24 protein-coding genes and 1 pseudogene are annotated in these 24,498 nt (G+C 56.6%); 13 read left to right on the forward strand and 12 right to left on the reverse strand.

The genetic code is table 11. The features are described from left to right. Window positions 1–53 precede the first annotated feature (53 nt). Both AC4OVS_RS09075 and pabB read right to left on the reverse strand, forming a co-directional pair. Complete coding sequence (locus AC4OVS_RS09075) at window positions 54–632, reverse strand: CoA pyrophosphatase (protein WP_022648443.1); 579 nt, start codon at window positions 630–632, stop codon at window positions 54–56. Further along, complete coding sequence (pabB, locus tag AC4OVS_RS09080) at window positions 629–1,963, reverse strand: aminodeoxychorismate synthase component 1 (RefSeq protein WP_063146326.1); 1,335 nt, start codon at window positions 1,961–1,963, stop codon at window positions 629–631. Before pabB ends, AC4OVS_RS09075 begins: the two co-directional genes overlap by 4 nt. A gap of 61 nt (window positions 1,964–2,024) precedes the next feature. On the opposite strand from pabB, the gene AC4OVS_RS09085 reads away from it, so the two are divergent. Further along, window positions 2,025–2,204 (forward strand): YoaH family protein, encoded by a 180-nt coding sequence (locus AC4OVS_RS09085; RefSeq protein WP_022648441.1) that lies wholly within the window; start codon window positions 2,025–2,027, stop codon window positions 2,202–2,204. A gap of 6 nt (window positions 2,205–2,210) precedes the next feature. Here AC4OVS_RS09085 and AC4OVS_RS09090 read toward each other — a convergent pair whose 3' ends face one another. After that, a complete protein-coding gene (locus AC4OVS_RS09090; RefSeq protein ID WP_022648440.1) occupies window positions 2,211–2,555 on the reverse strand; it encodes a RidA family protein in 345 nt (114 codons plus the stop codon). Window positions 2,556–2,688: 133 nt separating this feature from the next. On the opposite strand from AC4OVS_RS09090, the gene yoaA reads away from it, so the two are divergent. The 5 genes from yoaA (at window position 2,689) to rnd (ending at window position 9,068) form a co-directional block, all read left to right on the forward strand. Then, the gene (gene yoaA, locus AC4OVS_RS09095) at window positions 2,689–4,599 is read left to right on the forward strand and encodes a DNA repair helicase YoaA (protein WP_491922333.1); all 1,911 of its coding nucleotides are present in this window, start codon (window positions 2,689–2,691) and stop codon (window positions 4,597–4,599) included. A gap of 66 nt (window positions 4,600–4,665) precedes the next feature. Beyond that, on the forward strand, window positions 4,666–5,361 hold the full coding sequence (tsaB, locus tag AC4OVS_RS09100; protein ID WP_409249237.1) for a tRNA (adenosine(37)-N6)-threonylcarbamoyltransferase complex dimerization subunit type 1 TsaB: 696 nt from the start codon (window positions 4,666–4,668) through the stop codon (window positions 5,359–5,361). A 37-nt stretch (window positions 5,362–5,398) separates the two neighbouring features. Beyond that, window positions 5,399–5,980 (forward strand): Slp family lipoprotein, encoded by a 582-nt coding sequence (locus AC4OVS_RS09105; protein WP_023300347.1) that lies wholly within the window; start codon window positions 5,399–5,401, stop codon window positions 5,978–5,980. A gap of 203 nt (window positions 5,981–6,183) precedes the next feature. After that, on the forward strand, window positions 6,184–7,869 hold the full coding sequence (fadD, locus tag AC4OVS_RS09110; RefSeq protein ID WP_491922334.1) for a long-chain-fatty-acid--CoA ligase FadD: 1,686 nt from the start codon (window positions 6,184–6,186) through the stop codon (window positions 7,867–7,869). Between the two features lie 83 nt (window positions 7,870–7,952). Continuing rightward, window positions 7,953–9,068, forward strand: a complete 1,116-nt coding sequence (rnd, locus tag AC4OVS_RS09115) for a ribonuclease D (protein ID WP_491922757.1) — start codon at window positions 7,953–7,955, stop codon at window positions 9,066–9,068. Window positions 9,069–9,154: 86 nt separating this feature from the next. On the opposite strand, the gene minE is transcribed toward rnd, so the two are convergent. From minE to minC, 3 genes are read right to left on the reverse strand one after another with little or no spacing between them, the layout of a single operon-like run. Next, the gene (minE, locus tag AC4OVS_RS09120; RefSeq protein WP_003859937.1) at window positions 9,155–9,421 is read right to left on the reverse strand and encodes a cell division topological specificity factor MinE; all 267 of its coding nucleotides are present in this window, start codon (window positions 9,419–9,421) and stop codon (window positions 9,155–9,157) included. 3 nt (window positions 9,422–9,424) lie between these two features. Then, entirely contained in the window at window positions 9,425–10,237 is an 813-nt protein-coding gene (gene minD / locus AC4OVS_RS09125) for a septum site-determining protein MinD (protein WP_003859938.1), read from the reverse strand. Window positions 10,238–10,259: 22 nt separating this feature from the next. After that, window positions 10,260–10,967 (reverse strand): septum site-determining protein MinC, encoded by a 708-nt coding sequence (gene minC / locus AC4OVS_RS09130; protein WP_022648434.1) that lies wholly within the window; start codon window positions 10,965–10,967, stop codon window positions 10,260–10,262. Between the two features lie 123 nt (window positions 10,968–11,090). On the opposite strand from minC, the gene AC4OVS_RS09135 reads away from it, so the two are divergent. From AC4OVS_RS09135 to ycgN, 3 genes are all read left to right on the forward strand, one after another. Continuing rightward, window positions 11,091–11,366 carry a YcgL domain-containing protein gene (locus AC4OVS_RS09135; RefSeq protein WP_006810982.1) on the forward strand — a complete coding sequence of 92 codons (276 nt, stop codon included), beginning with the start codon at window positions 11,091–11,093 and terminating at the stop codon, window positions 11,364–11,366. Between the two features lie 47 nt (window positions 11,367–11,413). Next, a complete protein-coding gene (locus AC4OVS_RS09140; protein ID WP_022648433.1) occupies window positions 11,414–12,073 on the forward strand; it encodes a fumarylacetoacetate hydrolase family protein in 660 nt (219 codons plus the stop codon). A gap of 93 nt (window positions 12,074–12,166) precedes the next feature. Next, a complete protein-coding gene (gene ycgN / locus AC4OVS_RS09145) occupies window positions 12,167–12,607 on the forward strand; it encodes a cysteine cluster protein YcgN (protein ID WP_022648432.1) in 441 nt (146 codons plus the stop codon). A 99-nt stretch (window positions 12,608–12,706) separates the two neighbouring features. On the opposite strand, the gene dsbB is transcribed toward ycgN, so the two are convergent. Both dsbB and nhaB read right to left on the reverse strand, forming a co-directional pair. After that, window positions 12,707–13,237, reverse strand: a complete 531-nt coding sequence (gene dsbB / locus AC4OVS_RS09150; protein WP_032622423.1) for a disulfide bond formation protein DsbB — start codon at window positions 13,235–13,237, stop codon at window positions 12,707–12,709. A gap of 46 nt (window positions 13,238–13,283) precedes the next feature. Then, a complete protein-coding gene (nhaB, locus tag AC4OVS_RS09155; protein WP_045308313.1) occupies window positions 13,284–14,822 on the reverse strand; it encodes a Na(+)/H(+) antiporter NhaB in 1,539 nt (512 codons plus the stop codon). 202 nt (window positions 14,823–15,024) lie between these two features. On the opposite strand from nhaB, the gene fadR reads away from it, so the two are divergent. After that, entirely contained in the window at window positions 15,025–15,744 is a 720-nt protein-coding gene (fadR, locus tag AC4OVS_RS09160; RefSeq protein ID WP_015570315.1) for a fatty acid metabolism transcriptional regulator FadR, read from the forward strand. Window positions 15,745–15,855: 111 nt separating this feature from the next. Here fadR and AC4OVS_RS09165 read toward each other — a convergent pair whose 3' ends face one another. Continuing rightward, complete coding sequence (locus tag AC4OVS_RS09165; protein ID WP_022648429.1) at window positions 15,856–17,388, reverse strand: SpoVR family protein; 1,533 nt, start codon at window positions 17,386–17,388, stop codon at window positions 15,856–15,858. 321 nt (window positions 17,389–17,709) lie between these two features. On the opposite strand from AC4OVS_RS09165, the gene AC4OVS_RS09170 reads away from it, so the two are divergent. Together AC4OVS_RS09170 and dadX are read left to right on the forward strand one after the other, a co-directional pair. Beyond that, window positions 17,710–19,008 carry a D-amino acid dehydrogenase gene (locus tag AC4OVS_RS09170; RefSeq protein WP_022648428.1) on the forward strand — a complete coding sequence of 433 codons (1,299 nt, stop codon included), beginning with the start codon at window positions 17,710–17,712 and terminating at the stop codon, window positions 19,006–19,008. Window positions 19,009–19,017: 9 nt separating this feature from the next. Further along, window positions 19,018–20,088, forward strand: coding sequence for a catabolic alanine racemase DadX (gene dadX / locus AC4OVS_RS09175; protein WP_022648427.1), 1,071 nt, complete (start codon window positions 19,018–19,020; stop codon window positions 20,086–20,088). 163 nt (window positions 20,089–20,251) lie between these two features. On the opposite strand, the pseudogene AC4OVS_RS09180 reads toward dadX, so the two are convergent. After that, window positions 20,252–21,919 (reverse strand): annotated as a pseudogene (locus AC4OVS_RS09180) (potassium/proton antiporter); the annotation flags it as partial. A gap of 97 nt (window positions 21,920–22,016) precedes the next feature. Further along, window positions 22,017–22,931: a muramoyltetrapeptide carboxypeptidase gene (gene ldcA, locus AC4OVS_RS09185; protein WP_063849150.1), complete on the reverse strand. Its 915-nt coding sequence runs from the start codon at window positions 22,929–22,931 to the stop codon at window positions 22,017–22,019. 107 nt (window positions 22,932–23,038) lie between these two features. Between ldcA and emtA the strand changes: the two genes are divergently transcribed. Continuing rightward, a complete protein-coding gene (emtA, locus tag AC4OVS_RS09190) occupies window positions 23,039–23,650 on the forward strand; it encodes a membrane-bound lytic murein transglycosylase EmtA (protein ID WP_022648424.1) in 612 nt (203 codons plus the stop codon). A 37-nt stretch (window positions 23,651–23,687) separates the two neighbouring features. Here emtA and ycgR read toward each other — a convergent pair whose 3' ends face one another. Continuing rightward, entirely contained in the window at window positions 23,688–24,419 is a 732-nt protein-coding gene (ycgR, locus tag AC4OVS_RS09195; RefSeq protein WP_491922335.1) for a flagellar brake protein YcgR, read from the reverse strand. Between the last annotated feature and the right edge of the window lie 79 nt (window positions 24,420–24,498).

The following is a 24,498-nucleotide window of genomic DNA, read 5'->3' on the forward strand; positions in this document are numbered from 1 at the left end:
TAGCGCGACGCCGATCGCAAACCTGCCAGAAAAGGGTGGAATGTAAAGTATAGTCAAGGCTTCAGGCCGATTTGTAGCGCAAGCTCACGAATGATGCCTGCCGTCATGCCCCAGACAAAATAATGCTGATACCATGACAGCCAGACCCGATGATCGTGCCCGCGGCGGTGAATATCCAGAGGATGATAGCGGCCCAGACGAAGGGCCTCTTCAAGCGGCATTTCGAACACCGCTGAAACTTCATCGACGCTGGCGTGATACTGAAGATCGGGCGGAATAATGCCGACGACCGGCGTGACCTGAAAACCGGTTACGCTGTCCACTGGCGGCAGCACGCCAATTACCTCGACCGCCTCCGGGGGGATCGCCACCTCCTCATGCGCTTCGCGCAGCGCGGCGGCAATCAGGGAAGCATCGGTGCTGTCCACCGCGCCGCCCGGAAACGCAACCTGACCGGCGTGTTTTCGCATATGCGGTGAGCGCTGGGTAAGCAACAGACCCGGCTGTTCACGACGCACGACCGGGATCAGCACCGCCGCCTGACGTTGATTCAGCGCGGCGCGGTTAACCTGGGGCCGCAGAAGCTGAAAGCGCGACAGAAAATCATCCAGCGTCAGGTTGTCTTTCTTCACCGTGAGTTCTCCAGTTGTTTCAGGATACGATTCACTTTATCAAAGGTTTCCTGATATTCCGCTCCGGCCTGGCTGTCGGCCACAATGCCGCCGCCTGCGGAACAGTACAGGTTACCGCCGCAGGCCGTCAGGGTGCGAATAGTGATGCTGGTATCCATGGTTCCGCACAGGCTCACATAGCCGATGCTGCCGCACCAGGCGTTGCGGCGATGCGGTTCCAGTTCGTCGATAATCTCCATCGCGCGGACCTTCGGCGCGCCGGTGATGGAGCCGCCCGGAAACGCGGCGCGGAGCAGATCGCAGGCGGTTCGCGAGGCCGGCAGGCGTGCAGTGATAGTACTGACCAGATGATGCACCGCCGGGAAAGGTTCCACAACGAACAGCTCCGGCACGCGCACGCTGCCCGGCTCGGCGACGCGGCCAATATCATTGCGCATCAGATCGACAATCATCAGGTTTTCAGCGCGATCTTTCGGCGAGGCCGCCAGCGTCTCCGCCTGCTGGCGGTCGGCGTTAGCATCGGCAAGGCGCGGCAGGGTGCCCTTGATCGGGCGGGTCTGAATAATACCGTCAGCCAGATGAATAAAACGCTCAGGCGAAAGGCTGAGGATGGCGCCGTGTTCAAGGCGTAAAAATGCGCTAAACGGGGCCTTATTGCTGGCATTGAGGCGAGTAAATGCCTGCCATTCGTCTCCCCGGTACGCCGCCTGGAAACGCTGGGCAAGGTTGACCTGATAACAGTCGCCGCTGTGAAGATACGCCTGCACGCGAGAGAATTTTTCCGCATATTCCGCCGCGCTCATGTTCGAGTGCCAGCCGGAGGTCAGCATAAAGTGTTCCGCTGTGGCGGGCCGTTGCGCCTCAAGCCAGGCCAGACGCGCCTGCACGTCTCGGTGGCTAAGCAGGGAAACCGTCTGCTTACGGTGATCCACGATTAGCGCCCAGTCATACAGCCCGACCGCCATATCCGGCAGGGAAATATCCGCCTGCGCATGCTCGGGCAGCTTTTCGAAACGGCGACCCAGATCGTAACCAAACAGGCCCAGCGCGCCCCCCTGGAAAGGCAGATCCGGATCCGGTGTGGCAGATAAGCCCAGAGCATGGATCTCGTTCTGAAGCCGCATCAGCGGATCGTCCGTGGGTGACAGCGCATCGGTCGTCAGCGTTTTAACCGGGTCGGCCACCAGAATATCAAAGCGGCTGTAGGGGTGATCCGCATGCCCGGAGTGCAGCAGCATGGCAAAAGGAAGGTGGCTCAGACGGGCAAACCAGAACTCGGCGGCGTCTGCACGCCAGGGTAAGGTCATAACAGTGGGGAAGCGCATGTTCATGTATGGCATACTACCGGGTAGCGTGAAATAATTAGCGCGAATAATTTAGCAGGAGTTAACGATGTTTGCAGGTTTACCTTCTCTCAGTCATGACCAACAGCAGAAAGCGGTAGAGCGGATTCAGGAACTGATGGGCCAGGGTATGAGCAGCGGAGAAGCGATCACCGTCGTCGCTCAGGAAATTCGCGCCAGTCATACCGGCGAGCGGATTGTGGCGCGATTTGAAGATGAAGATGAATAACCGGGCTTAAACTGCCGCGATAATCTTAATCTCCACCTTATACTCCGGTTTCATCAGCGTGGCCTGTACGGTGCAGCGTACAGGCGCGTGACCCGCCACTACCCACGCATCCCAGGCTTTATTCATCTCCGCGAAGTCGTCTTTATTCGCCAGGAAAATCGTCGCGTCCAGAATGCGGGATTTATCGCTGCCCTGTTTTTCCAGTACGGCGTCGATCTGCGCCAGGGTGTTAGCGGTTTGCTCGAAGGCGTCGGCGTCCAGATTGGCAGGGACACCGGTGTAGTACAGCGTCTGGTTGTGGATCACCACATCAGACCAGCGGGCTTCGGCATCAATGCGCGTAATTGTCATAAACGTATCCTCGTTATCTTTCATCGTCAGGCGGCAAGACTGCCATATTGTTCCGCCGTCGTCACTATTTGGGGTGGCACCGGAGAGAAGGGGCTGACATAATCCCTGTGCAAAAATACAGTGAGAGAACACCGTGGCAGACGATTTTTCCCCTGAAGGTCAGTTAGCACAGGCAATTCCCGGTTTTAAACCGCGCGAACCCCAACGTCAGATGGCGCATGCCGTCGCGCACGCCATCGACAAGGCGCAGCCGCTGGTTGTGGAGGCCGGCACCGGTACGGGGAAAACCTACGCTTACCTCGCTCCTGCGTTGCGGGCGAAAAAAAAGGTGATCATCTCTACGGGATCAAAAGCGCTCCAGGATCAGCTCTACAGCCGCGACTTACCTACGGTGGCGAAAGCGCTAAAATACAAAGGGCGTCTGGCCTTGCTGAAAGGGCGTTCTAACTATCTGTGTCTGGAGCGTCTCGAACAGCAGGCACTGGCGGGCGGTGACCTGCCGGTACAAACACTCAGCGATGTGATCGTCCTGCGCGCCTGGGCCAACCAGACGGAGGAGGGGGACATCAGCACCTGCGCGAGCGTGCCGGAAGACTCCCTGGCCTGGCCGCTGGTGACCAGCACCAACGACAACTGCCTCGGCAGCGACTGCCCGCTGTATAAAGACTGCTTTGTGGTGAAAGCGCGTAAAACGGCGATGGACGCCGACGTGGTGGTGGTGAACCATCACCTGTTTCTTGCGGATATGGTGGTCAAGGACAGTGGTTTCGGCGAGCTGATCCCGGAGGCGGAGGTGATGATCTTCGATGAAGCCCATCAGCTACCGGACATCGCCAGCCAGTATTTTGGCCAGTCGCTCTCCAGCCGTCAGCTTCAGGATCTGGCGAAAGATATTACCATTGCCTATCGCACCGAGCTCAAAGATACCCAGCAGTTGCAGAAGTGCGCGGACCGCCTGGCGCAATGCGCACAGGATTTCCGCTTACAGCTTGGCGAGCCGGGCTATCGCGGCAACCTGCGCGAACTGCTCGCGGACAAAAATATCCAGCGCGCGCTGCTGCTGCTCGATGATGCCCTTGAACTCTGTTACGACGTGGCGAAGCTGTCCCTCGGACGTTCAGCGCTGCTGGACGCCGCCTTCGAGCGGGCCACGCTCTACCGTGGGCGGCTGAAGCGGCTGAAAGAGATCAACCAGCCGGGCTACAGCTACTGGTATGAATGTACCTCGCGCCACTTCACCCTGGCGCTCACGCCGCTGACCGTTGCCGATAAATTCAAAGAGGTGATGGCGCAAAAGCCCGGCACCTGGGTCTTTACCTCGGCCACGCTGTCGGTCAACGACGATCTGCACCACTTTACCGAGCGTCTCGGCATTGAGCAGGCTGAATCCTTACTCCTCCCAAGCCCGTTCGACTATGAGAAACAGGCGCTGCTGTGCGTGCCACGCAATCTGCCGCTGCCTAACCAGCCAGGGGCGGCGCGCCATCTGGCGGCCATGCTAAAGCCGATGATTGAGGCCAACAACGGACGCTGCTTTATGCTCTGCACCTCTCACGCCATGATGCGCGATCTGGCCGAGCAGTTCCGCGCGACCATGACGTTGCCGGTGCTGTTGCAGGGGGAAACCAGCAAAGGCCAGCTGCTCCAGCAGTTTGTCAGCGCCGGTAATGCCCTGCTGGTGGCGACCAGCAGCTTCTGGGAAGGGGTGGACGTGCGCGGTGATACGCTCTCGCTGGTGATTATCGATAAGCTGCCATTCACATCGCCGGACGATCCGCTCCTGAAAGCACGCATGGAGGACTGCCGTCTGCGCGGGGGCGATCCGTTCGACGACGTCCAGTTGCCGGACGCGGTTATCACGCTTAAACAGGGGGTAGGGCGACTGATACGCGACGTCACCGACCGCGGAGTGCTGGTGATCTGCGACAATCGCCTGGTGATGCGTCCCTACGGCGCCACCTTCCTCGCCAGCCTGCCGCCTGCGCCGCGCACACGGGATATTAAACGCGCGGTCCGCTTCCTGGCGAACCCGACGGCGGAGTAATTCTTCCCGGAGTGTGTTAAGATGCGCGCCATTTTGTGACTGACCATTGCGAGAGCGCGACGACTGATGCGAATTCTGGCTATTGATACCGCGACAGAGGCCTGTTCCGTTGCCCTGTGGAACGACGGTACGACTTTTGCTCATTTCGAAGAGTGCCCACGGGAACACACCCAACGTATTCTGCCCCTGGTAAAAACCATTTTAACCGAGGGCAACACCGCCCTGACTGACCTCGACGCGCTGGCCTACGGCCGTGGCCCGGGTAGCTTTACGGGCGTCCGTATCGGGATTGGCATTGCGCAGGGGCTGGCGCTGGGCGCTGACCTGCCGATGATCGGCGTTTCAACGCTTGCGACTATGGCTCAGGGTGCCTGGCGCATGATCGGTGCCAGCCGCGTGCTGGCCGCGATTGATGCCCGCATGGGTGAAGTCTACTGGGCGGAGTACACCCGTGACGAAAACGGCGTCTGGCACGGCGAAGAGTCGGAAGCCGTGCTTAAACCTGAAGCCGTCACCGAGCGCCTGAAACAGCTCACGGGTGAGTGGGCGACGGTCGGAACCGGCTGGCCGGCATGGCCTGAGATGGCGAAGGACACCGGCCTTACGCTGGTGGATGGTAACATGCTCCTGCCTGCCGCCGAAGATATGTTGCCTGTTGCCTGTCAGCAGCTTGCCGCAGGAAAAACCGTGGCCGTTGAACACGCCGAGCCGGTTTATTTACGAAACACCGTCGCATGGAAGAAACTTCCTGGCCGCGAGTGAATCTCAGTAACAGGAACTGAGAAAAAGGAGTCGCATCATGGCGGTTCAGACTAAAGTTGTACGCTTTTTTATGGCAGGCGCGGTTGCCATAGCACTGAGCGGGTGCGTCACCGTTCCTGATGCGATCAAGGGCACCAGCCCGACGCCACAGCAGGATCTGGTACGCGTGATGAATGCTCCGGAGCTGTATGTCGGGCAGGAAGCGCGCTTTGGCGGCAAGGTGGTTGAAGTGCTAAACCAGCAGGGGAAAACCCGGCTGGAGATTGCCACCGTTCCACTGGACAGCGGCGCACGGCCTGTTCTGGGTGAAGCCTCGCGCGGGCGGATCTACGCTGACGTCAGCGGCTTCCTCGATCCGGTAGATTTCCGCGGGCAGCTGGTGACCGTCGTCGGGCCGATTACCGGTTCGGTGGCGGGGAAAATCGGCAATACGCCATACAAATTTATGACCATGCAGGTGAACGGTTACAAACGCTGGCGTATCGCCCAGCAGGTGGTGATGCCGCCACAGCCAATCGATCCGTGGATGTGGGGTCCGCATCCGTATCGTTACGGCTACGGTGGCTGGGGTTGGTACAATCCAGGCCCTGCACAGGTTCAAACAATTGTAACTGAGTAAGTTACTGTTATTGTTAGGAAAGAGACAGCGGCTCAGCCGCTGTCTCTGTTTTTTTACGGATAAAACGAAAAAAAAGAGTGACGCGCTTCGCAACCTGCAATCTGAACAATTAATAAACTGGTACGCTGAGTTAATATAATGTTAACAAACTGTTTATTATCGGGGCTGTGATGACGACGAACACTCATTTCAGAGGTGATGCATTGAAAAAGGTTTGGCTTAACCGTTATCCCGCGGATGTCCCTGCGGAGATCAATCCTGACCGTTATCAATCCCTGATTGAATTATTTGAACACTCGGTACGGCGCTACGCTGACCAGCCCGCATTTGTGAATATGGGCGAAGTGATGACTTTCCGTAAGCTGGAAGAGCGCAGCCGGGCGTTTGCGGCCTATTTACAGGAAGGGTTGGGCTTGCAGAAAGGGGATCGCGTCGCGCTGATGATGCCAAACCTGCTGCAATACCCGGTGGCGCTGTTCGGGATCCTCAGGGCGGGGATGATCGTGGTTAACGTTAACCCGCTCTATACCCCACGCGAGCTGGAACATCAGTTGAATGACAGCGGTGCGGCGGCGATTGTGATTGTCTCCAACTTTGCCCACACGCTGGAAAAAGTCGTTGAAAGAACTCAGGTTAAGCACGTCATTCTGACGCGCATGGGCGACCAGCTCTCTACCGCGAAAGGTACGCTGGTCAACTTTGTCGTGAAATACGTTAAGCGGCTGGTGCCGAAATACCACCTGCCGGATGCCATCTCTTTCCGCCGCGCGCTGCATGCGGGCTATCGGATGCAGTACGTTAAGCCGGAGATCGTGTCAGAAGATCTGGCTTTCCTGCAATACACCGGCGGTACCACCGGCGTGGCTAAAGGGGCGATGCTGACCCATCGTAACATGCTGGCGAACCTTGAACAGGTGAACGCCACCTACGGGCCGCTACTGCACCCGGGCAAGGAGCTGGTGATCACCGCGCTTCCGCTGTATCACATTTTTGCGCTGACCATGAACTGCCTGCTGTTTATCGAGCTTGGCGGTCAAAACGTATTGATCACCAACCCGCGCGACATTCCGGGGCTGGTTAAAGAGCTGGCGAAATACCCGTTCACCGCCATGACCGGCGTGAACACCCTGTTTAACGCGCTGCTTAACAATAAAGAGTTCCAGCAGCTCGATTTCTCCACGCTGCATCTTTCTGCGGGCGGCGGGATGCCGGTTCAGCAGGCGGTTGCCGAGCGCTGGGTAAAACTCACCGGACAGTATCTGCTGGAAGGCTATGGTCTGACGGAGTGCGCCCCGCTGGTCAGCGTCAACCCGCATGACATCGACTACCACAGCGGCAGTATCGGTCTGCCGGTCCCGTCGACGGAAGCTAAACTGGTGGACGATGAGGGTAACGAAGTGCCTCACGGCGAACCGGGCGAGCTGTGCGTCAGAGGGCCGCAGGTGATGCTGGGCTACTGGCAGTGCCCAGATGCCACGGATGAGATCATCAAAGACGGCTGGCTGTACACCGGCGACATCGCGGTGATGGATGACGAAGGTTTTCTGCGTATCGTCGATCGCAAGAAAGACATGATCCTCGTTTCCGGTTTCAACGTCTATCCGAACGAAATCGAAGACGTGGTGATGCAGCACAGCGGCGTGCTGGAAGTGGCGGCGGTGGGGGTTCCTTCCGGCAGCAGTGGTGAAGCGGTGAAGATATTTGTGGTCAAGAAAGATCCTTCTCTTACCGAGGAAGCGCTGATAACGTTTTGTCGCCGGCAGCTGACGGGCTATAAAGTACCGAAGCTGGTGGAATTCCGCGATGAGCTGCCGAAATCCAACGTCGGGAAGATATTACGACGAGAATTACGTGACGAAGCCCGTGCCAAAGTGGACAATAAGGCCTGAGCTTCACGTTAATCGCCCAGACGCCGGTTAAGCCGGCGTTTTTTATGGGCGCAAACAAAAGAGAGTCCGATTTGAATTACCAGATGATCACTACCAACGACGAGCTGGCTTCGCTGTGCGAGGTGACGCGTGATTTCCCCGCTATCGCCCTGGATACGGAATTTGTCCGTACCCGCACGTACTACCCGCAACTGGGCCTGATCCAGATGTATGACGGCAAACACGTGTCGTTGATTGACCCCCTCGGCATTACCGACTGGGCGCCAATGCGCGAGCTGTTGCTTGATACCGCCGTGACCAAATATCTGCACGCCGGCAGTGAAGATCTGGAAGTCTTTCTCAACACCTTTGGCATCATGCCGCAGCCGCTGATTGATACCCAGATCCTCGCGGCGTTCAGCGGTCGTCCGCTCTCCTGGGGCTTCGCGGCGATGGTGGAAGAGTACACCGGTCTGACGCTGGATAAGAGCGAATCGCGTACCGACTGGCTCGCGCGCCCGCTGACGGCGCGTCAGCTTGAATACGCCGCGGCAGATGTATTCTACCTGCTGCCGATTGCTGGCCAGCTTATGAAAGAGGCTGAGGCGTCCGGTTGGCTGTCTGCCGCCCTGGACGAGTGCCGCATGACGCAGCAGCGTCGTCAGGAAGTGGTTGATCCGAAAGAGGCCTGGCGTGACATCACTAACGCCTGGCAGCTGCGCACCCGTCAACTGGCCTGTCTGCAACTGCTGGCTGACTGGCGGCTGCGTAAAGCGCGTGAGCGCGATCTGGCGGTTAACTTCGTGGTGCGTGAAGAACACCTGTGGGCGGTAGCGCGCTATATGCCGGGTAGCCTTGGCGAACTGGACAGCATTGGCCTTTCCGGGAGTGAGATCCGTTTCCACGGTAAAATGCTGCTCGCGCTGGTAGAGAAAGCTCAGCAGCTGCCGGAGGACGCACTGCCAGAACCACTGCTTAACCTGATGGATATGCCGGGCTACCGCAAGGCGTTCAAAGATATCAAAGCGATGGTGCAGACGGTGGCCGGGGAAAGCAAACTGAGTGCCGAACTGCTGGCTTCACGTCGTCAGATTAACCAGCTGCTGAACTGGCACTGGAAGTTGAAACCGCAAAATGGTTTACCTGAACTGGTCGCCGGATGGCGGGGGGAACTGATGGCTGAACGCCTGAATACCCTGCTGGAAGGGTATCCGCGCTAAAGAATTGTAGCCCCGGTAAGCGCCGCGCCACCGGGGAAATTGCCGGGCGGTACGATGCTTGCCCGGCCTACAAAACCACAAACGGATTAACGTGACTCTTCCGCTTCCGGAAGCGTCACGTTCAGCTCCAGAATCGAAATATCCCCGTCTTTTTGCTCCAGCTGAACGGTGACCATTTCCGGGTCAATCTGCACGTATTTGCAGATCACTTCCAGAATGTCTTTGCGCAGCTGCGGCAGGTAGTGCGGTTCGGCGTCGCTACGACGACGTTCCGCCACAATGATTTGCAGACGTTCTTTTGCGATGTTGGCGGTGCTTTTTTTCCGCGAGAGAAAAAAGTCCAGTAATGCCATAACTTATCCTCCGAACAGGCGTTTGAGGAAACCTTTCTTCTCTTCTTCAATGAAGCGGAAAGGACGTTCTTCTCCCAGCAGACGGTCAACGGTATCCGCATACGCTTTACCCGCGTCTGCCTGTGTATCCAGGATCACGGGCTCACCCTGGTTAGAGGCGCGCAATACGGACTGATCTTCCGGGATCACGCCAACCAGTTTGATGCGCAGGATCTCCAGCACGTCTTCCATGCTCAGCATGTCACCTTTGTTCACCCGACCCGGGTTGTAGCGGGTCAGCAGAAGGTGCTCTTTGATCGGCTCCTGGCCATTTTCCGCGCGACGAGATTTCGAGGCCAGAATGCCGAGAATACGGTCGGAGTCACGTACTGACGAGACTTCCGGGTTAGTAGTGATGATGGCTTCATCCGCGAAGTAGAGCGCCATCAGCGCGCCGGTTTCGATACCGGCCGGGGAGTCGCAGACCACGAAGTCGAACTCCATCTTTTTCAGATCGTCAAGCACCTTTTCCACGCCTTCACGGGTCAGCGCGTCTTTATCACGGGTCTGGGACGCCGGGAGAATGTAGAGGTTCTCGGTACGCTTATCTTTAATTAGCGCCTGGTTAAGCGTGGCATCGCCCTGAATGACGTTCACGAAGTCATACACCACGCGACGCTCGCAACCCATGATCAGGTCCAGGTTACGCAGACCGATATCGAAGTCGATTACGACGGTTTTCTTTCCCTTCTGGGCCAAACCAGTAGCGATGGCCGCGCTGGAGGTGGTCTTGCCAACGCCTCCTTTACCCGAAGTCACAACAATAATGCGTGCCATAGAAATTCCTTGTTAAAAGGGATCAATTTAACGGTTGAACGGTCAAAGCGTTATCTGCCAGCTGCAGACGAGCCGCTTTGCCATAAAATTCGGCTGGGATTTTATCGCTCAGCCAATATTCACCTGCGATAGACACCAATTCTGCCGTCAGGTGAGTACAAAAAATTTGTGCTTCTCGATCGCCGCTGGCGCCCGCAAGCGCACGCCCACGCATCATACCGTAAACGTGAATATTGCCGTCTGCAATCAGTTCTGCGCCCGCACTGACGTGGCTTGTAACAATCAGATCACAGTTTGGCGCATAAATGCGCTGACCGGAACGAACCGGCAGATCAATCAATCGCGTTTTTGTGACTGGGGCTACATTTTGCGCCGAAGGCGGGGGAGCGGGAACGGTTGCAGGCGTTGCGCGCGGGGATTTTTCTTTACCCTCGTTTAACAAGGGCAAACCCGCGCGTTCAATTTCGGCTTTTAACTCTGCGTCTTTACAGCCGCTTATACCCACGATGCGCAACCCCGTGGAGACGACGGCCTGCTGGAGTCGCTTCCAGTTAACCGGCCCCTCAAGGTCGCTTACATTGACGACAACAGGAGCATGCTTAAGAAAAGCGGGAGCCTGCGCGATTTTGTCTTCTAACGCCTGACGAATAACCTCGGGTTTTGCATCATGCAAATGAACCACTGATAAGGTGAAGCTACTGCCTTTAAGCTCGATGGGCGTATTTGACATCCTGGCCTTACTCAATTTGCTATTAACCGCAACACATCGCCGCGATATTCCGAAGAGTATCAGGCATGTTATAGTCAGGAGTATATTGAGGCAAGCAACCACCCATTAATTCAGAGTAAAAACATGTTTTGTGTGATCTACAGAAGTACCAGCCGCGACCAGACCTACCTTTATGTCGAAAAGAAAGACGATTTTTCCCGCGTGCCTGAGGAATTAATGAAAAGCTTTGGCCGACCGCAACTGGCGATGCTGCTGCCGCTGGACGGCCGTAAGAAGCTGGTGAACGCCGATCTGGAGAAAGTCAAAAAGGCGTTAACCGAGCAGGGCTATTATTTACAGCTTCCGCCGCCACCGGAGAATTTATTAAAACAGCATCTTGAGGTGAGCGGAAAGAAATAAGCCCGGGTCACTCCGGGAACAACTCATCAACCGATTAGGGGTCGACCATGTATCAACATCATAACTGGCAAGGTGCATTACTGGATTATCCCGTAAGCAAAGTGATCTGCGTGGGCAGCAACTATGCAAAACATATTCAGGAGATGGGCAGCGCCGTGCCGGATGAGCCGGTTCTGTTTATTAAGCCAGAAACCGCACTGTGCGATATTCGCCAGCCGCTGGTTCTGCCGCAGGGGCTGGGCTCGGTGCATCATGAAGTGGAGCTGGCGGTGCTGATCGGCGCGACGCTGCGCCAGGCGACCGAAGAGCATGTAGAGAAAGCGATTGCGGGTTACGGTGTCGCGCTCGACCTGACCCTGCGCGACGTCCAGAGCAAAATGAAGAAAGCGGGGCAGCCGTGGGAAAAAGCCAAGGGCTTTGACAATTCATGCCCGATTTCCGGTTTCGTTCCGGTGAGTGAATTTACCGACGATCCGCAGAATACGCCCCTCAGCCTGAAGGTCAACGGCGAGATCCGCCAGCAGGGGACGACCGCTGACATGATCCATAAGATCGTTCCGCTGATTGCCTACATGAGCCGCTTCTTCACCCTGAAACCCGGCGACGTGATCCTTACCGGCACTCCGGAAGGTGTGGGGCCGCTGCACAGTGGCGACGAGCTGGACGTCAGTTTTAACGGCCTGTCGCTGAAAACCCGCGTGCTGTAAAAGCACCTTGCCGCCTGAAAAGGGCGGCAAAACTTGCATCAACGTGCCAGACTCGTTATAAGGTGCGCTCTATTTTGACGTGTGGACATCCCGATGAACGACATTCCTTTCTGGCAAAGCAAAACTCTCGACGACATGACCGACGCGGAGTGGGAATCGTTGTGTGACGGCTGTGGGCAGTGCTGCCTGCATAAGCTGATGGATGAAGATTCGGATGAGATCTATTTCACCAACGTAGCCTGCAAGCAGTTAAACATCAAAACCTGCCAGTGCCGCAACTACGAGCGCCGTTTCGACTATGAGCCGGACTGCATCAAGTTAACCCGTGAAAATCTGCCGACCTTTGAGTGGCTGCCGCATACCTGCGCGTATCGCCTGCTGGCGGAAGGTAAAGATCTGCCCACATGGCATCCGCTGTTGACGGGGTCGAAAGCGGCGATGCACGGCGAGCGTATTTCCGTGCGCCACATTGCGGTGAAAGAGTCCGAGGTGCAGGACTGGGAAGACCACATTATGAATCACCCTAATCGGTGATAATAAAAAACCCGCCGAGGCGGGTTTTTTATTGTGCGCAATTTTGTCGGGTGGCGCTGCGCTTACCCGACCTACAAAACTGACGTTGCCGTTTTGCTTTTACCTTCCAAAAAGATCGCGTTTCTTTGGCTTGAACGGCTGGGCAATCAGCACCAGCAGCGCTACCACGAAGTAGGCGACAAAAATGCCCACCAGCCACTGCGGCATCTCCAGCGTCAGAAACTCCCACTGGCGTACAGAGCAGTCACCGGAGGCCACAAACACCTGCGGCAGCCATTTATCCAGCGGCAGCCAGCTCGGGAAGCGGGCGGCAAAGTCGCAGGTCATAAACGGCGACGGGTGAAGCTGCATCTGGGTGTGCTCCCAGGCAAGCGCAATCCCTTTCCCGGCGCTGTACAGCCAGATGGCAATTGCGGCATAGCGTAACGGTGTTTTAGGTGCAATCGCACCTACCAGACCTGCGCCCATAATGCCGAACAGCGCACAACGCTCATAAATACACAGGACGCAAGGTTTCAGCCCCATCACATGCTGAAACCACAGCGCGACCATTTCCAGCGCAAAGGCGGTCAGGGCCATCAACAACCACGCTCCGCGACCGCGTGAGCACTGGTTCAAAAATCGCAACATAATCATTTCCCTGGAACATGCTTAGACAGCGCAGTGTAAACGAATTTTAATGCGCCGCAAGTATACCTGCTTGCAACAACCATTGCGTACAGGGAACGAGAGTAATTTTGATGCACAGCAAACCAACAAGGGTAAGCACCAGCGTGTACGGCAGCGCCATCCAGACCATTCTTCCATAAGAAAGTCGTATGAGTGGCGCCAGCGCCGAGGTCAGCAGGAAGAGGAAGGCCGCCTGACCGTTCGGGGTTGCCACGGAGGGGAGGTTGGTTCCAGTGTTGATCGCCACCGCCAGCAGCTCGAACTGTTCACTGCTGACAATCCCTTGCTCCATCGCGGCTTTGGCCTCATTGATGTATACCGTCCCGACAAAGACGTTATCGGATATAGAAGACAACAGACCGTTAAACAAATAGAACAGCGTTAGCTGCGAATCTGGCGTGGCCTGAAGCACAAACGCGATGATTGGCGCGAACAGATGTTGGTCAATAATCACCGCTACGACGGCGAAAAACACCGCCAGCAGGGCGGTAAACGGCAGCGCTTCGGTAAAGGCTTTTCCGATAGCATGTTCGTCCGTGACGCCGCTCAGGCTGGTTGCCAGAATAATTACCGACAGACCAATCAGCCCCACCTCGGCAAGGTGGAAGGCCAGCGCAGCGATAAGCCACACGCCGATGATGCCCTGTGCAATCAGGCGCAGCGTCTCCTGGCGCGTGCGTTGTTTGCGGCTCTGCTCGTCAAACTTATGCAGCTCCTGACGGACCTGATCGGGCAACTTCGCGCCATACCCAAAAAGGTTGAATTTTTCGACCAGCACGCAGGTCGCTAAGCCGCAGATCAAAACGGGCACGCTGACCGGCGCCATGCGCAGGAAAAATTCGCCAAAATGCCACTCAGCCGCTTTGGCGATAATCAGGTTTTGCGGCTCTCCAACCATTGTCATCACGCCGCCCAGCGCCGTCCCCACGCCCGCATGCATCATCAGGCTGCGCAGAAACGCGCGGAACTGCTCGAGCACATCGCGGTTGTGCGCCTCAACGTGGCTGTCGTCCTGCAAGTTATCGCCAGGACGAGACGAGGCGACCCGGTGGTAAATACCGTAAAAGCCGACGGCGACGCTGATCACCACCGCCACAACCGTCAGCGCATCCAGGAAGGCAGAGAGGAAAGCCGCGGCGAGGCAAAACGCCAGCGAGAGCAGCGTTTTCGACGGAATGCTCAGCAGCAGACGGGTGAAGATAAACAGCAGAAGCTGCTTCATAAAGTAGATCCCCGCCACCATGAAGATCAGCAGTAGCAGGACTTCAAGATTCGACGCAATCTCGTTTTTAACATGCTCCGCGCTGGTCATTCCAATGACCACGGCTTCCAGCGCCAGCAGCCCGCCGGGCAACAGCGGATAGCACTTCAATGCCATCGCCAGGGTAAAGATAAACTCGGCGACCAACATCCACCCGGCAACGAAGGGATCCAGCAAAAAGATAACGGGATTAACGACCAGGAATACCAGTAGAGTGAGTTTGTACCAGTCAGGTGACTGACCTAAAAAGTTGCGCCACAGCGCGCGCCCAAATGAAATTTCCACGACAGACGTCCTTTCCCCGTCAAATAAGACAAGACATCAGTATACGCAAAAACGGCGGCGGAGAGGGGGATAAAGCCATTTTGTAAATTTCATAAAAATGAAACGGCGATCCCTCTTTTCTGTCTCTGCTGCGCTATCTGCCTCTGCGCGCCTCTGGTATGATGAGTGCAATTTGCTAAAGCTGTGTAATGGAAATCTCACTATGGTCATTAAGGCGCAGAGCCCGGCGGGTTTCGCGGAAGAGTACATCATTGAAAGCATCTGGAATAATCGTTTCCCTGCGGGATCAATTCTACCTGCTGAACGCGAACTCTCTGAACTGATTGGCGTCACCCGTACCACGCTGCGAGAAGTGCTCCAGCGTCTGGCGCGCGATGGCTGGTTGACGATACAGCATGGCAAACCCACTAAGGTGAATAACTTCTGGGAAACGTCCGGGCTGAATATTCTGGAAACGCTGGCGCGTCTTGATCACGAAAGCGTACCGCAGCTGATTGACAATCTGCTTTCGGTGCGCACCAACATCGCTACCATTTTCATCCGCACCGCGTTTCGTCAGCATCCTGAAGATGCGCTGAAGGTGCTTGCCACCGCCAATGAGGTGGAAGACCACGCGGACGCCTTTGCGACCCTCGACTACAACGTGTTCCGCGGTCTGGCGTTTGCTTCCGGCAATCCGGTTTACGGTCTGATCCTGAATGGAATGAAAGGATTATATACACGCATTGGTCGTCACTACTTTGCCAACCCTGAAGCCCGCAGCCTGGCGCTCGGCTTCTACCATAAACTGAGCAAGCTCTGCACCGAAGGGCTGCACGATCAGGTCTATGAAACGGTGCGTCGTTATGGCCACGACTCCGGTGAAATCTGGCACCGAATGCAGAAAACCCTGCCGGGTGATTTAGCGATTCAGAGTCGCTGAAATAAAAAACCTCTCGATTGAGAGGTTTTTTTCGCCCGGTGGCGCTTCGCTTACCGGGCCTACAAAACCCGTAGGCCGGGTAAGGCGTAGCCGCCACCCGGCTAAAACTCACTACAGCGTATTCAACCGCGCCGGACACCGCTCCAGCAGCTCCACGCTACCATCTTCATTCTGCTGCTCCAGCGACACGTCAAATCCCCACAGGCGATGCACATGCTTCAGCACTTCCTTACGCCCCTTATCCAGCGGCGCGCGGTTGTGAGGGATATAGCGCAGCGTCAAAGAGCGGTCACCGCGCAGATCCACATTCCAGACCTGAATGTTCGGTTCAAGATTGCTCAGGTTGTACTGAGACGACAGGCGCGAGCGGATCTCACGATAGCCCTCTTCGTTGTGGATCGCAGAGATCTCCAGGTAGTTGTTGCGGTCATCATCCAGTACGGTGAAGAAGCGGAAATCACGCATGATCTTCGGCGACATGAACTGGCTGATAAAGCTCTCATCCTTAAAATCACGCATCGCGAAGTGCAGCGTTTCCAGCCAGTCAGAACCGGCAATATCCGGGAACCAGTATTTGTCCTCTTCGGTGGGCGACTGGCAGATACGCTTGATATCCTGGAACATGGCAAAGCCGAGTGCGTACGGGTTAATGCCGCTGTACCACGGGCTGTTATACGCTGGCTGGAATACCACGTTGGTGTGGCTGTGCAGAAACTCCATCATAAACCGCTCGGTGACTTTTCCTTCGTCATACAAGTGGTTAAGAATGGTGTAGTGCCAGAAGGTCGCCCAGCCTTCGTTCATCACCTGGGTCTGCTTCTGAGGATAGAAATACTGGCTCACCTTGCGCACGATGCGCAAGATCTCACGCTGCCACGGCTCCAGCAGTGGGGCGTTCTTCTCCATAAAGTAGAGCAGGTTTTCCTGCGGCTCGGAAGGGTAACGACGCGCCTCGGCGACGGTTTTCTCCTCCTCACGTTTCGGCAGGGTGCGCCACAGCATATTCACCTGGCTTTGCAGATACTCCTCGCGGCTCTTCTGCCGGGCTTTCTCTTCCTGCAATGAGATCTTCTGCGGACGCTTATAGCGGTCAACGCCGTAATTCATCAGCGCGTGGCAGGAGTCCAGTAGCTTCTCTACCTCGTCCACGCCGTAGCGCTCTTCGCAGTCGGTAATGTATTTGCGGGCGAAGATAAGGTAATCGACGATGGAGCTGGCGTCCGTCCAGCTGCGGAACAGATAGTTATTTTTGAAGAACGAGTTATGTCCATAGCAGGCGTGCGCCATCACCAGCGCCTGCATGGTAATGGTGTTCTCCTCCATCAGATAGGCAATACACGGGTTAGAGTTAATAACGATTTCATACGCCAGCCCCTGCTGTCCGTGCTTATACAGTCGCTCCGTTTCAATGAATTTTTTACCAAACGACCAGTGCGGATAGTTAATCGGCATCCCGACGCTGGAGTAAGCGTCCATCATCTGTTCCGAGGTGATGACTTCAATCTGATGGGGATAGGTGTCCAGACGATAGAGTTTGGCCACCCGGTCGATCTCCGCCAGGTAGACATCCAGCAACTCGAAGGTCCAGTCGGGTCCATCGCTCAGACGGGTGCTGTCCCTTGACATGGAATCTAGTGTAGCCATTAGCGCGCCCTCGTTGTTGGTCGCTCTCTCTGACTGGAGAGCCTCCTTTCAAGCATAGATCACCCCATTCAAATACGCGGGGCGCAGAAATTTTTTCTTTGCGATTTCCCGTTTTCGATACGGCAAAAAAAGCAGTGCTCGCAGAATTTTCTACTGGTTAAAAATAACGCGCAGCAGGAGATCCCAAATAAGCGCTATCCCCTGATACAGCGGGATATGTGAGTTGAGTCACCATAAAAAAGTCATATGTTGAATAATATTTTCAGCTAGGTTATCAATCTGTAATTAGATGATTGTTCTTTTGCTCATAATGGAGTGGCTATGCGTGTTGTCATACTGGGAAGTGGTGTCGTTGGCGTAACCAGCGCCTGGTATTTAAGTCAGGCGGGACATGAGGTTACCGTTATCGATCGCGAATCCGGTCCGGCGCTGGAAACCAGTGCGGCGAATGCGGGGCAGATCTCCCCGGGCTACGCTGCGCCGTGGGCGGCCCCGGGCGTTCCGCTGAAGGCGATCAAATGGATGTTTCAGCGACATGCGCCGCTGGCGATAAGCCTTGACGGCACACAGTTCCAGCTTAAGTGGATGTGGCAGATGCTGCGCAACTGCGATACCCGCCACTACATGGAAAACAAAGGGCGCATGGTGCGCCTCGCAGAATACAGCCGCGATTGCCTGAAAGCGCTGCGTTCCTCAACGGGGATCGAATATGAAGGGCGCCAGGGCGGCACACTTCAGCTGTTCCGTACCGCGCAACAGTATGAAAACGCGACCCGCGATATCGCCGTGCTTGAAGATGCGGGCGTACCCTATCAGCTGCTGGAAGCCAGCCAACTTGCCCAGGTGGAGCCAGCACTTGCCGAGGTCGCGCACAAGCTGACGGGCGGTCTGCGTTTACCGAACGATGAAACCGGCGACTGCCAGCTTTTCACCCAGCGTCTGGCGCGCATGTGTGAGCAGGCCGGGGTGAAATTCCGCTTCAATACTTCTGTCGACAAGCTGCTGTCGGAAGGGGAGAAGATTTACGGCGTGAAGTGTGGAGAAGAGGTGATCAAAGCCGATGCTTACGTGATGGCGTTCGGATCCTATTCTACCGCGATGCTGAAAGGGATCCTGGATATCCCGGTCTATCCGCTGAAAGGCTACTCCCTGACCATTCCCGTGAAAGAGGACAGCGGCGCGCCAGTATCAACCATTCTTGATGAAACCTACAAAATCGCCATCACCCGTTTCGATAACCGGATCCGCGTCGGCGGCATGGCGGAAATCGTGGGCTTCAATACCGAACTGCTCAAACCACGTCGTGAAACGCTGGAGATGGTCGTCGGCGATCTCTTCCCGCGCGGCGGTTTCATTGAGCAGGCGACGTTCTGGACCGGCCTGCGTCCAATGACCCCGGACGGCACGCCGATTGTGGGCCGTACGCCTTACAAAAATCTGTGGACAAATACCGGCCACGGTACGCTTGGCTGGACCATGGCCTGCGGTTCGGGCCAGCTGCTTAGCGACCTGATTTCCGGGCGGACGCCGGCAATTCCGTTTGACGATTTAAGCGCCGCACGCTATCAATCAGGGTTTACCCCCTCGCGTCCACAACACCTGCACGGCGCGCATAATTAAGGAGTCGTCATGTCCCGTCCCATTCTGGCCCAGCTGGATTTGCAGGCGCTGAAGGATAACCTGCAAATTGTTCGTCGTGCTGCGCCGGGTTCTCGTGTCTGGTCGGTGGTGAAAGCCAACGCCTACGGTCATGGTATCGACCGTATCTGGAGTGCGCTCGGCGCCACCGACGGTTTTGCCTTACTGAATCTGGAAGAGGCCATCCTGCTGCGTGAGCGCGGCTGGAAAGGACCGATCCTGCTGCTGGAAGGATTCTTCCATGCGCAAGATCTGCCTCTGCTGGATAAGTACCGCCTGACGACCAGCGTTCACAGTAACTGGCAGATCAAGGCCATTCAGGACGCGAAGCTGCATGCCCCGCTGGATATCTATCTCAAAGTGAACAGCGGTATGAATCGTCTGGGCTTCCAGCCTGAACGCGTGCACACGGTCTGGCAGCAGCTTCGTGCGCTGAAAAACGTCGGTGAGATGACGCTGATGGCGCATTTTGCCGATGCGGAAAAGCCGGACGGCATTGCCGATGCCATGGTCCGCATTGAGCAGGCGGCAGAAGGGCTGGACTGTCCGCGCTCGCTGTCGAACTCAGCGGCAACGCTCTGGCATCCCGAGGCGCATTACAACTGGGTGCGCCCGGGGATCGTGCTGTACGGCGCGTCACCCTCAGGTCAGTGGCAGGATATCGCCAACAGCGGCCTGAAGCCGGTGATGACGTTACGAAGCGAAATTATCGGCGTGCAAACCCTGAAAGCGGGCGATACGGTGGGCTATGGCAGCCGCTATCGGGCAGCGGGCGAACAGCGTATCGGTATCGTGGCGGGGGGCTATGCAGATGGTTATCCGCGCATCGCCCCGAGCGGCACGCCGGTGTGGGTCGATGGCGTGCGTACGGGCACGGTAGGCACCGTCTCAATGGACATGTTGGCTATTGATTTGACGCCATGTCCTCAGGCGGGGATCGGCTCACCGGTTGAGCTGTGGGGCAACGAGGTTAAAATTGATGATGTGGCCGCTGCGGCGGGCACTGTCGGGTATGAACTGATGTGCGCGCTGGCGTCAAGAGTGCCTGTTGTGACGGTGTAACATGTGTGTGCCGGGTGGCGGCTTCGCCTTACCCGGCCTACAAAAGCCCGAACGTAGGCCGGGTAAGCGTTAGCGCCACCCGGCAAAAAAGCAGCTACTCCGCCGCCTCCTCCTCCATCGGCCTTACGCCGACTTTGCGCACCGCGTTATCCTCTTTCTCGGCCACCGTCCAGACCATCCCGGCAAACTCAACCTGGTCGCCGACGACCGGTGCAGCCCCTAATAATTGCTGAATAATCTCGCCCAGTGTTTGCTGGTTATCGCGATTCTCCATTCCTCCCTCCAGGCCATAAATCAGCGCCACATCCGCAAAGCGGGCGCTGGCTTCGAGGATAAAATCGCCGAAGAAACGCTGATCCAGCGCCACCGGGGGCGACTGGCTGAACAGCTTGCCAAGGGCAGGCAGGTCGCGCTCGCGGCCAATCACGCAGAGGATATCGTTCTCTCGCAGCCGCGTGCTGCCGGTCGGGTGAAGCAGGGCGTTATCCCGGAACAGGGCGGCAATGCGCGTTTCAGCGGGCATATGCAGATCGCGTAGCGAAGCACCCACGCACCACTTATCGGCGCTTAGCTGATAGACAAACTGTTCCCACGGGTTGTCTGGATGAATATCCAGCCCCACGCGGGAGACCGGCCAGCCAACGGGCGGTACCACCACTTTGGCTTTTTTCGCCGCCCAGCCCAGCGACGTCCCCTGGAACAGCAGCGATACCAGCACCACGAAGAAGGCGACGTTGAAGAACAGACGAGCGTTGTCCAGCCCGGCCATCATCGGGAAAACCGCCAGGATAATCGGCACCGCGCCGCGCAGCCCCACCCAACTGATAAATATCCGCTCACGCAGGTTAAACCCGCGGAACGGCAGCAGCCCGGCAAACACCGACAGCGGACGGGCGATGAAGATCATCCAGGCCGACAAAAGCAGCGCTGGCACGACGATAGGCAGCAGGTCGGAAGGCGTCACCAGCAGGCCCAGCACCAGGAACATGGCGATCTGTGCCAGCCAGGCCAGCCCGTCAAAGTTTTGCAGTATCGCATAACGGTTACGAATCGGTCGGTTGCCCAGCAGGAATCCACAGAGGTAAACCGCCAGAATACCGCTGCCGTCCAGCGCGGTGGTGACGGCAAAGATCAGGATCCCGCCGCTCAGGGCCAGCAGCGGGTAAAGGCCGGAAGGCAGCGTAATACGGTTGATTGTCTGCTGTAACAGGTAACCGCCGCCGAGACCAATGATAATCCCGAGGCCAAACTGCTGGAGGATGTGCCAGGCGAACATCCAGCTCAGGCCAGTTTCGTGCTGCTGGATCATCTCAATCAGGGTGATGGTCAGGAACACCGCCATCGGATCGTTACTGCCGGATTCAATCTCAAGCGTGGAGCCAACGCGTTCGTTCAGCCCCTTGCCGCCGAGCAGCGAGAACACTGCCGCCGCATCGGTAGAGCCGACAATCGCGCCAATAAGCAGGCCTTCCATCATATCGAGGTTAAACAGCCAGGCTGCCATCATACCGGTCAGGCCGGAGGTGATTAGCACGCCGACGGTAGCCAGAGACAGCGCCGGGCCTAAGGCAACGCGAAACGAACTTGCCTGGGTGCGCATGCCGCCGTCCAGCAAGATCACCGCCAGCGCGAGGTTACTTACCATATAGGCGAAAGGGTAATTATCGAAGGGGATACCGCCGATTCCGTCAACCCCCGCCAGCATGCCGATAGCCAGGAAAATGACAAGAATAGGTATGCCAAGGCGCGATGAAAATGAACTTAATAAAATGCTGAAGGTTACCAGGATGGAACCCAGAATGAAAAGACTGATTATCGCTGTGGCACTCAATGTCGTCTTACTCCCACCTCAATGTGAACGCTGTTATTAAAACCCTAACATATTAACAACTGTATCTGCGTTTTATTGAGGGGGAATAACGGCTTTTTTATGCCTTTAAGACCGGATGACCGCTGATTGTTAACCGACTGCCTGAATTACCGTGTGCAAGGTGCGCCCGGGCACCCAGTGGCAAGGTAACGGTTTGCTGCTCATGGCCGAAATTCAGACCGGCGATCACCGGAATATCCAGCCGGGAACGAATGAAATCGACCATCGTCTCCAGCGTGTAGCCCGCGTCGTAATCGTTGGGGGCTGACCCGCTGAAACTGCCCAGCACAATGGCCGACTGCCGATCCAGGATCCCGGCGTGATAAAGCTGTAACAGCATGCGTTCGACGCGGAACGGGTGTTCGTTGATATCTTCCAGCACCAGAATGCCGTCCTCGATCTGCGGCAGCCACGGTGTCCCAATCAGCGATACCAGCATCGCGAGGTTTCCGCCCCACAGCTGCCCTTCACATTCCCAGTGCGGTCCGTTGCCTTGCCACTCGACGGTAAACGTCGGGTTTTGCAGGGCGCGCCAGAAATGGTCCTGCGTAAACGCATCCAGCTCCGGCGCACCAAAGTTGCCGGCCAGCATCGGGCCGCTAAAGGTAATGACGTTATGCAACGCCAGCAGCCCGAGCTGGATCGCCGTGAAATCGCTGTGTCCGCAGATTAACAGCGGATCCTGCTGCTGGCGTGCGGCCAGCCCGGCCCAGTCGATGCTCTCCAGCAGCCGGCTTGCGCCATAGCCGCCGCGCACGGCCAGCACAATGGTGTTTTCACCTTCCAGCGTTGCCAGGCTGTTGATATCGCTCAGTCTCTGCGCCTCCGTACCGGCAAAACGCTGCATGCGGCGGGGGATAATTGTCTGATTTTTTACCTGATGGCCCATTTCCAGCAGGCGCTGAACGCCCCGCTGTGCCGCCTCCTGGTTGATGCAGTAGCCCGACGGTGCAATGAGATGAAACTGAGGCATGGCAATTCCTTGCTGAATGAGAATCTAATTGTCTATATCATGCCGCTTATACGCCGCCTGCTTCAAGGGGCGACGTACCGCGATGACCGGCTATAAGGATAGATGACGTGAAATTGAGATGGTTTGCTTTTTTGATTGTGTTGCTCGCTGGCTGTAGTTCAAAACATGATTATAAAAATCCCCCCTGGAATCCTGAAGTCCCGGTAAAGCGGGCCATGCAGTGGATGCCGATCAGCGAACAAGCCGGGAAGGCCTGGGGCGTGAGCCCGCGCCTGATCACCGCGATCATCGCCGTGGAGTCCGGCGGGAACCCGACGCTGGTGAGTAAATCGAATGCGGTGGGGCTGATGCAGTTAAAAGCCTCTACGGCGGGAAGAGAGGTCTATCGCTACATGGGCTGGAAGGGACAGCCATCCACCAGCGAGCTGAAAAACCCGGAACGTAATATCTCTATGGGAACCGCTTACCTGAGCATTCTGGAGCATGGCATTCTGAAGGGGATTGACGATCCGGAAGTGATGCAATATGCGCTGGTGGTGTCGTACGTTAACGGAGCTGGCGCGCTGCTCCGAACCTTCTCATCCGATCGCAAAGAGGCGATAGAAGAGATTAACGATATGGATAAAGATGAATTCTTCGAACACGTTGTGAAGAATCATCCGTCAGCACAGGCTCCACGTTATATCTGGAAAGTACAGAAAGCAATGGACGCCATGTAACGTCTTTGTCGGGCGGCAGCACGCTGCCCGACGCCTTTCAGCGCACTTTATTCGCGCGTTCCCGCGCTTCACGCTCCAGTGAAAAAATGATGCGCTGTAGTTCGCGCTCGGCGCCTGGCCCGACATTCAGAAAGCGAAAACTCAGTCGCGGCGTGGTAATGGTTTCGTTTTTGCCGTCCACCACCTTGCGCTCGCTGATGGCAATCAGCTGGGCGTCAAACCAGAAGCGTCCCCATCCGCCCATATCCAGCTCGATCTGACTAAAACGCATACCTTCCACCAGCCCTTCCGGCTTCGGCATATCCATCAACGCTCCCATGCCGCCCAGCGACAGGTCGAAGAGACGAAAGCGGATCTCTTTTTTGTCCGGCATTTTCGCCTTACAGAAGTAGGCCGGGTGAAGCGGGGCGCTGATGCGAAAATACTCGCGGCGCTGCACGAACCAGAGATTAGCGGGCAGGGGGGTGATAAACGCAGGCAAACCCTGGTACACGATCGTGGTCAGGCGAGGCAGTATAAACTCGACTTTAGCCCCCTGCGTTTCGGCCATCACCGAGAGGTTTTCTGCCTGTAGCGCGGCACGGTTTTCATAGCTCTGGCTACCCAGATCCACGATCAGGTGTTCTGCCGTCACGTCCAGGATCTTGCTGATAAACTGGCTGGTTGACCAGTTGATGCGCAGCGGCACCTCGCCCTTTTTCAGGTCGCGTAACACCCCTAATACAGCCAGCGGATTTTGTTTCAGGAACTGCTCACTGTAGCTACTCACGCCAGATGGCTCCTCGATAGATGACAGACTGTCTCTGGGTTATCGGCACGCTGGCATGAAACTTAATACAAACGATCTG

This window comes from Enterobacter sp. 4974935, assembly GCF_058661735.1.